Consider the following 12,176-nt stretch of genomic DNA (forward strand, 5'->3'; position numbering starts at 1 on the left):
CGGCCATACGCGATGAGGTTTCGGCCGGATGCGAAGAGGCTCCTCGTGATCACGAGGAGCCTCTTCGGTGGTGCGCCGCCAGGGACTCGAACCCCGGACCCGCTGATTAAGAGTCAGCTGCTCTAACCAACTGAGCTAGCGGCGCGTGCTGCTCCGCAGATCTTACCTGGTGTCGGGGGGGTGCCCCGGCCCAGAGCCCCTTCAGGGGCGCGGGGAACTGCGCGACCAGCCCCCACCCGCCCGCAGGCAAAAAACAACCCCCTGCCGAACCGCCGGAGGCAACCCGTACATCATTTGGACCGTCAACATGCGACACCCGGTGACAGTTGAGAAACTGACGGACGTGCAGAAGCGCGGACATTTCCACCAGGAGTGTGAGGGGAATCGCATGGCGGCTCCGGTATTCGAGGAATTCGATCCCGAGAGCGACTGTGAATGCCCCGGATGTAAGCACTGGCGGCTTGTGCTGCCACATTCCACGGCCACCGGATTCGGTGGCCACCCGGCGGCCCACCGAGCGCTCGTCCTGGCCGCCGCGGCCGGCACGGCGCTGGGCGCGGGCCATGTCGTACCGGCCGTCGCGGCCGCCGCGCACGCCCCGCGGCTGCCCGGCGCCCCCGCGGCCGACGAACCCGACACACCGCAGGGCGGCAAGACCCCGCTCCACGGCCCCGGAGGCGTTCCGGCCAAGGTCAAGGCACCTCCGACGACCCGGGCCGAGATCATCAACCGGGCCAAGGAGTGGGTCGCCGCGGAGGTGCCCTACAGCATGAGCGCGTACTGGTCCGACGGGTACCGCCAGGACTGCTCGGGCTTCGTCTCGATGGCCTGGAACCTCGGCGGCAACGAATGGACGGGCAGCCTCGACAAGTTCGGCGTCCGGATTCCCCGGGAGCAGCTGGAGCCCGGTGACATTCTCCTGTTCCACAATCCGGCGGACCCCGAGAAGGGGTCGCACGTCGTGATTTTCGGAGGCTGGACGGATTACACGCAGGACTACTACATCGCGTACGAGGAGGCCCGCCCGCGCGCCCGCAAGCAGGCCACTCCGTACGCCTACTGGAAGTATTCGGACCGCTATCTGGCCTACCGCTACAAGGGGCTGAAAGGGGGAACCGAGGGTGCCGATCCGGCTTCTCCCGCCGATCCCAAGACTCCGGTCACTCCGACCACTCCGACCACTCCGGCCGTACCCGTCACCTCTCCGGGGACCAAACCCGCGGCGCCGCCCTACCCGGGTGCGGCGGCCTTCGGGCCCGGGGCCAGCAACGCCAGCGTCACCCGGCTGGGGCGGATGCTGGTCGGGCGGGGCGCGAGCGCGTTCTACTCGGCGGGGCCCGGGCCGCGCTGGTCGGAGGCCGACCGCAGGGCCACCCAGGCGTTCCAGCGGGCACAGGGCTGGACCGGGGCGGACGCGGACGGTTTCCCCGGCCCGGCGACCTGGGCGTATCTCGTGAACGACAAGGGACGGGACATCATCGCCCCGAGCGGCGGCAGTTCCGGCAAGCCCGGGCGGCCCCCGGCCGGAGGTGTCGCCTCGCACGGCGTCCCCGGCTATCCGGGGCGGGCGCTGTTCCGGCCGGGCGCCAGCAACGAGTACGTCACCCGGCTCGGCAAGCAGCTGGTGAAGAAGGGGTTCGGCAAGCACTACACGCAGGGGCCGGGACCGCGCTGGGGCGAGGGCGACCGGCGCAACGTCGAGGCGTTCCAGCGTGCGCAGGGGTGGCGCGGCGGGGCAGCCGACGGCTACCCGGGTCCGGAGACCTGGCGGCGGCTCTTCTCCTGAGGGGCCCGGACGGCCTGAGGGCCCGGACGGCCCGGGGGGCTCGGACTGCCCGGGGAGCCGGGCCGGTTCGGACGGCTCCCGACGGCACTTCTCACCACAGCTCTCTCACGACAGCTCTCTCATGACAGTTCTTCCTGGCGCGGAGGCACGGAGGCACGTATGAGTACGACGACTGAACACTCCCCGGAGTTCGAGGGGGCCCCAGAGGCGGGCGGTCGGGACACGGGTGGCCGCGGGGCGCGGCTCATCCACAACGAGGCGACCACCGAGATCCCGGTCCACCTGCTGTTCCGCGACGAGCCCGAGCCGGTGTCCGTACCGCTCGCGCCCGCCGTGGTGAGTCGGCGGCGCGGTACCGGTGAGCAGCCGAGGGTCACCCGGCGCTCTCCCGCCCCGGTGCGGCCGCGGCCGGTGGTGGAGGTCGACCCCGACCTGGTGGAGCGGCCCGCGGGCGTACTGCCGGGCGCGCTCGGGGTACTCGCCGGTGCCGTCGGCACGGCGGGCTGCGTCCTCGCGTCGTGGTGGGCGGGTGTGCTGCCGCCGCTCGCGGTGGACGCGCTGGGGCTGCCGGTGCGGATGAGTGCCGGGCTCGGCGGACCGCAGTGGGCGGCGCTCGCCGGGGCCGGGGCGCTCACCCTGTTCGGCTTCGGCGGGCTGGCCCGCGGCCGTACCGGACGCGCCTGGGTGCTCGGCCTCTTCGGCCGCTACCGGGGCACCGTCCGGCGCACCGGGCTCATGTGGGTCAACCCGTTGGTCCTGCGCCGCCGGATCGACGTACGCCTGCGGCACTGGCGCAGCGACCCGATGCCGGCGGTCGACGCGAACGGGGTCGCGCTGCGGGTCGTGGTGCTCGTCGTCTGGCGGGTGCGGGACACCGCGCGCGCCGCGCTCGGCGTCGAGGACCACCAGCGGTATCTGCGCGAGTGCGTGGAGGCGGCGCTCGCCCGGGTGCTCGCCCAGCTGCCGGCCGACGTCGCGCCGAACTCGCCGAGGGCCGCCGACTCCGCGACCCTGCGCAACACCGAGGCCGTCGGCGACTCGCTGACCCGCATCGTGGCCGCGGACGCGGCGGCGGCCGGCCTCCAGGTGTTCTCCGCACAGCCGCTGCGCGTCGAGTACGCCCCGGAGGTCGCCGCCGTGATGCAGCGCCGCCGGATCGCGGCACTCGACGCCCAGCACCGCGACAAGGTCCTCACCTCGGTCGTCGACTCCGTCGAGGACACGGTGACCCGGCTGACCGTGCGCGGGCTCGTCGAACTCGACGACTACGAGCGCAAGGCTCTGGTGAAGGACCTGACGGTGGCGTTCTATACGGGACATGGAGATCGCTGACCGCCGCACCCCCACCGGTGACCGCCGTGCCCCCGCCGACGAACACGGCACCCCTGCCGGTGACCGCCGCACCCCTGCCGGCGAACACCGCACCCCCGCCGGAGACCACCTCACCCTCGCCGGGCTCGCCTCGGACGCCTGGACCCTGACCGACGGAACACCGCGCGCCGTGCTGGGCCTCGCCGGCCCGCCCGGCGCCGGCAAGTCGACCCTCGCCCGCGCCCTCGTCGCGCACCTGGGAGAGGGCGCTGCCTATCTGCCGCTCGACGGCTTCCATCTCTCCAACGCCCAGTTGGAGCGCCTCGGCCTGACCGCCCGCAAGGGCTCCGAGCCGAGCTTCGACGTGTGGGGGTACGTCGACCTGCTGCGCCGGGTCCTCGACGAGACCGGCCGCGACATCTACGTACCGGACTACGACCGCACGCTCGACGAGCCGGTCGCCGCGCGGCACGTGGTGCCCCCGGCGGCCCGGCTGATCGTCACGGAGGGGAACTACCTTGCCTGCGACCTGCCGGGATGGCGGGAGGCGTACGTGTTCATGGGGGAGTGCTGGTACGTCGAGGCGCCCGGGGACGTGCGTCAGGTGAGGCTGGTGGAGCGGCAGTTGGCGGGTGGGCGGAGTGAAGGGGAGGCACGGAAGTGGGTGGAGACCAACGACGATCCCAATGGGGAACTTGTGGTGACATCGCGGGGCCGCTGCCACCGAATCCTCTCGACTATTGGTATGGACATGTTCAACAGTCAGCAATAATCTGGGACTTGGTCTAGACCTGAATCATCGCCACACGCATCGCGATGCGCACGCACAGCTCACGGAACTTCCCCCACGTTCTCCAGGAGCGGCAGCATGCGAGAAACTCCCCATCCCCGGAAGCGACTGAAGTGGTACGCCGCCGCGGTCGGCCTCGCCACCACGGGAGCGCTCGTGCTCTCCAGTGGTGGTGCCACCGGCCACGGCTACACCGACCTGCCCATCAGCCGGCAGAAGCTCTGCCAGAACGGCTCCGTGGCCAACTGCGGCGCCATCCAGTGGGAGCCCCAGAGCGTCGAGGGCCCCAAGGGCTTCCCGGCGGCCGGGCCCGCGGACGGACAGATCTGCTCCGCGAACCACACCAACTTCGGCGCGCTCGACAAGGCGACGACGCCCTCGGGCGGTGCCTGGCCGACGACCAAGGTCAACGGCGGGCAGAGCTACAGCTTCCGCTGGCAGTTCACGGCCCGGCACTCCACGACCGACTTCAAGTACTACATCACCAAGAACGGCTGGAACCAGAACGCTCCGCTGACCCGGTCCGCGCTGGTCACAGCCCCGTTCCTCACCGTCCCCTTCAGCGGCCAGCCGCCGGCGACGCTCTCGCACAGCGGCACCCTGCCGACCGGCAAGAGCGGTCACCACGTCATCCTCGCGGTGTGGACGATCGCCGACACGGCGAACGCGTTCTACGCCTGCTCGGACGTGACGTTCTGAGCGCCCGACACCCGTTCGCCGCGCAACTCTGAGCATCTCTTGAGGCTCTTGCCCACCCCCCACGGGTAGGTTCCACGCACGTCGGCATGACCATGACGGCGTGCGTGGAGCTGTACCGAACATCGGGGGATGTCGATGGACTTCATGTTCTATGCCGTGCCGGGCCTGATCATGGCCGTGACCGTCTTCCTGGCGGTCAGGGTGATCCGCCGCGCGCTGGAGCTCAGGCGGGCCTGGAACAGCGGGCTGACCGCCGAGGCACGCTGTCTGCGCACGTACACGACGACCAGCGGCGGCAGCGGCGACTCCTCCGTGCGCACGACGCTGCACCACGTGTACGAGTTCACGGCCCGCGACGGGCGCACCGTCCGTTTCGAGGAGGAGGGCGGGCCGGGCACGACGGTCGAGGGCGACATCGTCGTCGTGCACTACGCCGAGGGCGAGACCGTGAAGGCCACGGCCAAGGCGCCGGGCCACGTCAGGAACGCGGCCTCCACCGTGGGCATCCTGGCGTTCCTCTCCGTGGTCGTGGTGTTCTGCGTCGGCTTCATGGTCACGTACACCGAGGCATTCGGCGACAACTCCTCCGTCTCCCACGTGGACGAGCCTCCCTCGATCGGCGACAGGCCGTACACCAAGGTGCCGTGACCCTTCCCTGCTCGCCTCTCCACATCTGACGCCCCGTCAATTATGGTGCGCCTCCATGGGATCCAGGAGCGTGGGGACCGGCGCGCGGACCGTCGCGGAACTCGTACAGGACCGGTGGGGCGACCACCGGCCGGGGCTGTGGTTCGAGGAGCGGACCCTGACCCACCACGAGGTGGCCGCGGGCGCGGCGGCGCGGGCCGCGCTGCTGACCGACCTGCTGCCGCCGGGCGCGGAGCCGCACGTGGGCGTGCTGCTCGACAACACCCCCGAATACCCCCTGTGGCTGAGCGCGGCGGCCCTGGCGGGCGCGGCCGTCGCCGGGATCAACCCCACCCGCCGCGGCCCCGAACTCGCCCGCGACATCCTGCACACCGAATGCCGCGTCCTGGTCACCGAACAGGCCCACCTCCCGCTCCTCGACGGACTCGAACTCCCGGGAGTACGGCTGCTGGTGACCGACACCGAGGCGTACGAGCAACTGCTCGCGCCCTACGCGGACGCGCGCCCCGAGCCGGCGCGGGCCGCCCCGGAGAGCCGACTCCTCCTGTACTTCACCTCCGGCTCGACCGGGGCGCCCAAGGCGGCGATCTGCTCGCAGGGGCGGCTCGCGGCGGCCGGGCAGTCGCTGGTCGACCACTTCGGGGTGCGCGCGGACGATGTGCACTACGTCTGCATGCCGATGTTCCACGGCAACGCGGTCATCGCGGACTGGGCCCCCGCCCTCGCGACCGGCGCGGGTGTCGCCCTGCGCCGGCGGTTCTCGGCCTCGGGCTTCCTGACGGACGTACGGGCGTACGGGGCCACGTACTTCACGTACGTGGGACGGGCCGTGCAGTACATCCTGGCCACCCCCGCCCGGGCCGACGACCGGGACAACCCGCTGCGGACGGGCTTCGGGACGGAGGCGGGGGCGGTGGACGCGGCGGCGTTCGAGGAGCGGTTCGGGGTGCGCCTGGTGGAGGGGTACGGGTCCTCCGAGGGCGGGGCGGCGATCCAGCGGACGCCCGGCACACCGAAGGGGGCGATCGGGCGGGCCGCCCCCGGCGACGATCTCGCGGTGGTCGACCCGGTGAGCCGCACGGAGTGCCCCGCGGCGGCCTTCGGCCCCGACGGCAGGCTGCTCAACGGGCGGGAGGCGATAGGGGAGTTGGTGAACCGCGGGCCCAACCCCTTCGAGGGCTACTGGCGTAACGAGGCGGCGGAGGCTGCCCGGCAGAGGGACGGATGGTACTGGACCGGGGACCTCTTCTACCGGGACACCGACGGGTTCCTGTACTTCGCGGGGCGCACGGACGACCGCCTCCGCGTCGACAGCGAGAACCTGGCCGCCGCGGTGATCGAGAACATCCTCGCCCGCTACGGAGACGCCGCCGCCGTCGCCGTGTACGCGGTGCCGGATCCGGTGGCCGGTGACCAGGTGATGGCCACGCTGGCGCTGCGGGAGGCGGCGGACTTCGACCCGCACCGGTTCGCCGACTTCCTGCTGGCCCAGCCGGACCTGGGCACCAAGATGGCCCCCCGCTTCGTACGGATCGTGGACCGCATGCCGGTCACCGCCACCAACAAGATCCACCGGGTCGGGCTGCGGCGGGAGGGGTTCCGGTGCGCGGATCCGGTGTGGTGGCGGCCGCCGGGGGAGGGCGGGTACCGGCGGCTGGACGAGGCGGACCTGGCGGAGCTGATCGCGCGGTACCGGGCGCGGGGGCGCGAGGAGCTGCTGGTGAGGTAGGGCTGGAGCCCCTTCGATGCCGGGGGAGGGGTAACGCAGAAGGCCCCCGCTCTCGCGGAGGCCTTCGTCTTGTGCGCCGCCAGGGACTCGAACCCCGGACCCGCTGATTAAGAGTCAGCTGCTCTAACCAACTGAGCTAGCGGCGCATGACTCTCGCCAACCGCTTTTCGCGGCTGGCGACAGAAAAAATAATACCTGGTCCGTGAGGGTGCTCCGGACCACGCCGCCTGCGGTCAGATCGCGAGCGAGAGCAGTACCGGTGCCGCGCCCCGGTTCAGGGTGGCGGCCGCCTCGCGCAGGCGGTGGGCGTGGGACACCGGGAGGGAGAGGGCGAGGCAGCCCACGGCCGAGCCGGCCGTGATGGGGACCGCCGCGCACACCGTGCCGACCGCGTACTCCTGGAGGTCGAGCACGGGCACGGTGGGTGCCTGGGCGTCGAGCCGGGACAGGAACGCGCGCTCGTTGGTGATGGTGCGCGAGGTGAGGCGGGCCATCCGGTGGCGGGAGAGGTGGTCGCGCCGGGCGTTGAGGTCGAGCTGGCCGAGGAGGCTCTTGCCGATCGCGCTGGCGTGGGCGGAGGAGCGGAAGTCCACCCATTCGTTGACCGCCGGGGTGGTCGGGCTGTCGGCCCACTGGGCGACGTGGATCTCGCCGTCCACGTACCGGCTCATGTAGACGGCGGCGCCGACCGAGTCGCGCAGCCGGTCGAGGTTCCGCTGGAGCTGGGCGCGCAGGGCCTCGTCCCGGCCGTGTGCGGAGGCCAGCCTGCCGAGCGCCGCCCCGGTGACGTACGCCCCGTCGGCGATCTGCTCGACGTACCCCTCGCGGCGCAGCATCCGCAGGAGCGCGGTGAGGCGCTCCGCGCCGAGGCCGGTGAGGCTGGCGAGTTCGGCGTCCGTGACACCGGTGGTGTGCCGCGCGGCCACGGTCTCCAGGACGCGCAGGGCGTCCTGGGTCGAGTGGTACGGCACGGTCGGCTCGACCTTCACGAAAGCTCACCTCGCAGTGACGCTCCGGGTGCTGGCAGAAGTTTTTCCTGCCGGGGGTCCGGGGGTTGTCCCCCGGAATAGTGCAGCAGCGCCACGGTATCCCCTCGCGCTTTTCGGCCCGGCTTTCACTTCAACGCAGCCCGGACGGCCGGGCCCCCTCCACGATAGCCGCCAAGGGGCTTACGGGGAGGGGCTGTTGGCGAGATTGGTGGCGCGTTCCAGTCCCCTCAACAGCGGGGCATCCTTCTGGCATATGCCAAAGTCATGCCCCATCGGCTCGGCCTCGGAACCTTGACGTCTTCACCTCTTGAAGACCGGCGGTGACGCTCCCGGGGAATTACAGCACCGCGCCGAGGAACTCCCGCGTCCGCTCGTGCTCCGGGTCGCCGAAGATCTTCTCCGGCGGGCCGGACTCCAGGACGCGCCCCGAGTCGAACATCAGCACCTGGTCGGAGATGTCCCGGGCGAAGTTCATCTCGTGGGTCACGCAGAGCATCGTGATGTCGGTGGTGCGGGCGATGTCCCTGAGCACGTCGAGGACGCCCGCGACCAGCTCGGGGTCGAGCGCGGAGGTCACCTCGTCCAGGAGCAGGACCTGCGGCCGCATCGCCAGGGCCCGCGCGATCGCGACGCGCTGCTGCTGGCCGCCGGAGAGCTGGCTCGGGTACTTGTCGACGTGCTCGGTCAGCCCGACCAGTTCGAGCAGCTCCCGGGCCCGCTCCTCGGCCGCGTCCTTGGACATGCCGAGCACGGTGACCGGAGCCTCCGTGATGTTGCGCAGCACCTTCATGTTGGGGAAGAGGTTGAACTGCTGGAAGACCATCCCGATGTTCTTGCGGACCTCGCGGATGTGCTTCTCGCCGGCCGGGACCAGCTTGCCGTTCCTCTCCTCGTGGGTGAGGTAGTCGCCGTTGACCTTGATCGTGCCCTCGTCGGGCTTGGCCAGGGTCATCAGCAGCCGCAGGATCGTCGTCTTGCCGGAGCCGGACGGGCCGATCAGTGTGACGTGCTTGCCGGAGGCGACGGAGAAGTCCAGCTCGTCGAGGACCACGTTGTCCCCGAAGCGCTTGGTGACCTTGTCGAAGCGGATCAGCTCGCTGCCGTCCGCCGCCGGGTTGGCGTCGGAGTTGGCGTCGGGCTCTTTCATCAAAGGGGTGTCAGCGGACAAGACGTCGCTCCAGGGCTCGCATGAGGAGGGAAGCGGGATAGGAAATGAGGATGAAGGCCACGCCGATGACCGTCAGGGGCTCGGTGAACTGGAAGTTCTGCTGCGAGAACAGGCGCGCCTCGCCGAGCATGTCGAGGACGGTGATCGCCATCAGCAACGGCGTGTCCTTGAGCATCGAGATGACGTAGTTGCCCAGCGCGGGCACCACCCGGCGGATCGCCTGCGGCAGGATCACCGCGGTCCACGTCCGGGTCATGGGCAGGTTCAGTGCCGTGGCCGCTTCCCACTGGCCGGCCGGCACGCCCTCGATGCCGGCCCGGTAGACCTGCATCGTGTACGTCGAGTAGTGCAGCCCGATCGCGACGACACCGGTGGTCATCGCGGAGAACGTGATGTTCCACTCGGGCAGCACGTAGAAGAGGAAGAACAGCTGCACCAGCAGCGGGGTGTTCCGGATGAACTCCGTGACGACCCCTACAGGCCAGCGCACCCAGCGGGTCGGCGTCCGCATCAGCAGCGCCCACACCAGCCCGAGGGCGAACGAGATCAGCGAGCCGAACACCAGGGCCTGCAGGGTGACCAGCAGCCCGTCCCAGAAGTGCGGCATGAAGTCGCCGACGGCACTCCAGTCCCAGTTCATGCGGCACCTCCGCCGACTCCGGTGGTCTCCGGGCGGTGCAGCTCACGCTGGGACACACCCTTCTCGGGAACCTCTCCGATCCCGGCCTTCAGCTTTTTCTCCAGACCGCGCATGACGCGCGTGAGCAGGAAGGCGATCACGAAGTAGATCAGCAGGATGTACGTGTAGATCTCCGCGCTCTCCTGCAGCGCGAGCCGCACCAGGTTGCCGCTGAACGCCAGGTCGCCCATGCCCATCACGGACACCAGGGCCGTGCCCTTGAGCAGCTCGATCAGCAGGTTGGAGAAGGGCGGGATCATCTCCGGCACCGCCTGCGGCAGCAGGATCAGCCGCAGCCGCTGCCAGGGCGTGAAGCTCAGCGCGATCCCGCCCTCACGCTGCGCCGGGTCGACGGAGTTCAGGGCGCCGCGCACGATCTCGGAGCCGTACGCCCCGTAGGTGAGACCCAGGGCGAGGGTGCCCGCCCACATGGGGACCAGCTGCCAGCCGAAGGCCGGTGGCAGCACGAAGAACACCCAGAAGATCATGATCAGCGCGGAGGTGCCGCGGAACACCTCGGTGTAGAAGCCCGCGAGGAAGCGGACTATCCACAGCCGGTGGGTGCGCGCGATGCCCACCACGAAGGAGACGGCCGCGGCCAGCGCAGCGCTGAACACCAGCAGCTGGACCGTGACCCAGATCCCCTTCAGTACGAGTTCCCAGAGTCCCGATGTCATCCGCCGCACAACTCCTTCGCGGTCATATCGGTCATCTCGTTCTTGGTGAAACCGAAGGGCTGGAGGATCCGGAACAGCTCACCGCTCTCCTTCAGCTTCCTGAGCTCCACGTTGAAGGCGTCCCGCAGCTTGGTCTCCGTCGGGCGGAACGCGAAGCCGCCGCCGTCGACGTGCGGCTTGCCGTCCACGAGGGGTGCGAACGGCTTGGTCGACTCCGTCTTCCGGGACTTCTTGACGACCTCGCGGGTGGTCAGCGCCGTACCCGCGAAGACGTCGACACGGCCCGCCTCGACGGCGTTCAGACCCGCGACCTGGTCCGGCACGATCAGGATGTCGCTCTCCTTGTACCCGGCGTCGACCGCGTACTGGATCTCCGCGTAGCCGGTTCCGGTCGCGAACTTCGCCTTCGACTCCACGACGTCCTTGTAGTCGTGCAGGTTCTTCGGGTTGCCCTTGCGCACGATGAAGGAGTCGAGCATCTGGTAGTCGGGGTCGGAGAAGATCACCTGCTCGCAGCGTTCGGCGTTGATGTACATCCCGGCGGCGACGACGTCGAACTGCTGGGAGTTCAGACCGGGGATGAGCGAGCCGAACTCCGTGGGCACGGGCTGGACGCTGTCCACACCCAGCCGTTTGAAGATGACCCGCGCGAGTTCCGGTGCCTCGCCGGTGAGCTTGCCGTTCTTGTCGATGTAGCCGAATGGGATCTCGCCGGCGATACCGAGGCGTACGACGCCCTGGGCCTTCAAGCGGTCCAGGAGATCACCGCCGTCCTTGCCGGACGCCGTGGCCACGCGGCTGCATCCGGCCGCGCCGAGCGCACCGAACGCCGCGACGCCGGCCAGCAGTGACCGGCGGCTCGCGCCGCGTTTCTTCTCTTCCGCGGAAGCTTCCTTCGCGTCGTTCCCAAATGGTGGAGCCATGGGCGCGCGGCTACCCGGGACGATGCGAGTTATGCGGATCTGTTTGCGCCCCGTTTGCGGCAGGGCCCTCTTGACCCGGGGTGGACCATGGAAATCATGACCGACCGCTACATCGACGTGTCCCTGTCCAAGCGCGGAGTCCACTGCACGGCCAAGCTCCTCGACGACCGTGCGCCGATCACCTGCGAGGCGGTGTGGAACGCGCTGCCGCTGAGCAGTGACGTGTATCACGCGAAGTACGCCCGCAACGAGATCTACGCCCTGTTCCCGGCGTTCGCCCCGGCCGAGCCACCGCTGGAGAACCCGACCGTCACGCCCATTCCGGGCGATCTCTGCTATTTCTCCTTTTCCGGTACGCAGCTGGGTACGCAGGCGTACGGGTACGGGGGTGCCTCCGGCGTGCAGGCCGGGACGCCGGTGATCGACCTCGCCCTGTTCTACGAGCGGAACAATCTGCTGCTCAACGGGGATGTGGGGTGGGTCCCGGGGATTGTGTGGGGGCAGGTGGTGGAGGGCTTGGACGCGATGGCGGACGCCTGCAATGACCTCTGGCGCGCGGGAGCGCTGGGGGAGACGCTGAGCTTCTCCCGGGTGTAGGGGCGGTACGGCTGAGGTAGTGGGGAGCTGCGGGCCGGTGGGGGCTGGTCGCGCAGTTCCCCGCGCCCCCAAAGGCGAAAAGCCTGGGGCGCAGCCCCGCTTTTCAGGGGCGCGGGGAACTGCGCGAGCAACCCCGACCGGCCCGCGGTGAACCCAACACGTCAACCACCCACCCCCCCA

12 protein-coding genes and 2 tRNA genes are annotated in these 12,176 nt (G+C 70.1%); 7 read left to right on the forward strand and 7 right to left on the reverse strand.

Annotated features, from left to right (window positions below; translation table 11 throughout):
* Nucleotides 1–68: 68 nt before the first annotated feature.
* Nucleotides 69–145: transfer RNA gene (locus ACIBEI_RS14870), tRNA-Lys, on the reverse strand.
* 243 nt (nucleotides 146–388) lie between these two features.
* Here ACIBEI_RS14870 and ACIBEI_RS14875 point away from each other — a divergent pair.
* From ACIBEI_RS14875 to ACIBEI_RS14900, 6 genes are all read left to right on the forward strand, one after another.
* Complete coding sequence (locus ACIBEI_RS14875; RefSeq protein WP_398888672.1) at nucleotides 389–1,786, forward strand: peptidoglycan-binding protein; 1,398 nt, start codon at nucleotides 389–391, stop codon at nucleotides 1,784–1,786.
* A 159-nt stretch (nucleotides 1,787–1,945) separates the two neighbouring features.
* The gene (locus ACIBEI_RS14880; RefSeq protein ID WP_398888674.1) at nucleotides 1,946–3,118 is read left to right on the forward strand and encodes an SPFH domain-containing protein; all 1,173 of its coding nucleotides are present in this window, start codon (nucleotides 1,946–1,948) and stop codon (nucleotides 3,116–3,118) included.
* The gene (locus ACIBEI_RS14885) at nucleotides 3,105–3,869 is read left to right on the forward strand and encodes a nucleoside/nucleotide kinase family protein (RefSeq protein ID WP_398888676.1); all 765 of its coding nucleotides are present in this window, start codon (nucleotides 3,105–3,107) and stop codon (nucleotides 3,867–3,869) included. The genes ACIBEI_RS14880 and ACIBEI_RS14885 overlap by 14 nt, the downstream gene beginning before the upstream one ends.
* A 96-nt stretch (nucleotides 3,870–3,965) precedes the next feature.
* Nucleotides 3,966–4,586 carry a lytic polysaccharide monooxygenase gene (locus ACIBEI_RS14890; protein ID WP_398888678.1) on the forward strand — a complete coding sequence of 207 codons (621 nt, stop codon included), beginning with the start codon at nucleotides 3,966–3,968 and terminating at the stop codon, nucleotides 4,584–4,586.
* Between the two features lie 129 nt (nucleotides 4,587–4,715).
* Nucleotides 4,716–5,234 carry a hypothetical protein gene (locus ACIBEI_RS14895; RefSeq protein ID WP_398888680.1) on the forward strand — a complete coding sequence of 173 codons (519 nt, stop codon included), beginning with the start codon at nucleotides 4,716–4,718 and terminating at the stop codon, nucleotides 5,232–5,234.
* A gap of 55 nt (nucleotides 5,235–5,289) precedes the next feature.
* Entirely contained in the window at nucleotides 5,290–6,963 is a 1,674-nt protein-coding gene (locus ACIBEI_RS14900) for a long-chain-fatty-acid--CoA ligase (protein ID WP_398888682.1), read from the forward strand.
* Between the two features lie 72 nt (nucleotides 6,964–7,035).
* Here the strand turns inward: ACIBEI_RS14900 and ACIBEI_RS14905 are convergent.
* The 6 genes from ACIBEI_RS14905 to ehuB form a co-directional block, all read right to left on the reverse strand.
* Nucleotides 7,036–7,109 (reverse strand) — tRNA-Lys (locus tag ACIBEI_RS14905).
* Between the two features lie 87 nt (nucleotides 7,110–7,196).
* Complete coding sequence (locus tag ACIBEI_RS14910; protein WP_398888684.1) at nucleotides 7,197–7,952, reverse strand: IclR family transcriptional regulator; 756 nt, start codon at nucleotides 7,950–7,952, stop codon at nucleotides 7,197–7,199.
* Between the two features lie 337 nt (nucleotides 7,953–8,289).
* On the reverse strand, nucleotides 8,290–9,099 hold the full coding sequence (gene ehuA, locus ACIBEI_RS14915) for an ectoine/hydroxyectoine ABC transporter ATP-binding protein EhuA (RefSeq protein WP_398888686.1): 810 nt from the start codon (nucleotides 9,097–9,099) through the stop codon (nucleotides 8,290–8,292).
* Nucleotides 9,100–9,109: 10 nt separating this feature from the next.
* Nucleotides 9,110–9,760 (reverse strand): ectoine/hydroxyectoine ABC transporter permease subunit EhuD, encoded by a 651-nt coding sequence (gene ehuD / locus ACIBEI_RS14920; protein WP_398888688.1) that lies wholly within the window; start codon nucleotides 9,758–9,760, stop codon nucleotides 9,110–9,112.
* Complete coding sequence (gene ehuC, locus ACIBEI_RS14925) at nucleotides 9,757–10,476, reverse strand: ectoine/hydroxyectoine ABC transporter permease subunit EhuC (RefSeq protein ID WP_398888690.1); 720 nt, start codon at nucleotides 10,474–10,476, stop codon at nucleotides 9,757–9,759. The genes ehuD and ehuC overlap by 4 nt, the downstream gene beginning before the upstream one ends.
* A complete protein-coding gene (gene ehuB / locus ACIBEI_RS14930; protein ID WP_398888692.1) occupies nucleotides 10,473–11,399 on the reverse strand; it encodes an ectoine/hydroxyectoine ABC transporter substrate-binding protein EhuB in 927 nt (308 codons plus the stop codon). The genes ehuC and ehuB overlap by 4 nt, the downstream gene beginning before the upstream one ends.
* Nucleotides 11,400–11,495: 96 nt before the next feature.
* Between ehuB and ACIBEI_RS14935 the strand changes: the two genes are divergently transcribed.
* A complete protein-coding gene (locus ACIBEI_RS14935) occupies nucleotides 11,496–11,996 on the forward strand; it encodes a DUF3830 family protein (protein WP_398888694.1) in 501 nt (166 codons plus the stop codon).
* Nucleotides 11,997–12,176: the final 180 nt, after the last annotated feature.

Origin of the sequence: Streptomyces sp. NPDC050988 (assembly GCF_044456225.1) — a bacterium.
In the GTDB taxonomy this organism is placed as follows: domain Bacteria; phylum Actinomycetota; class Actinomycetes; order Streptomycetales; family Streptomycetaceae; genus Streptomyces.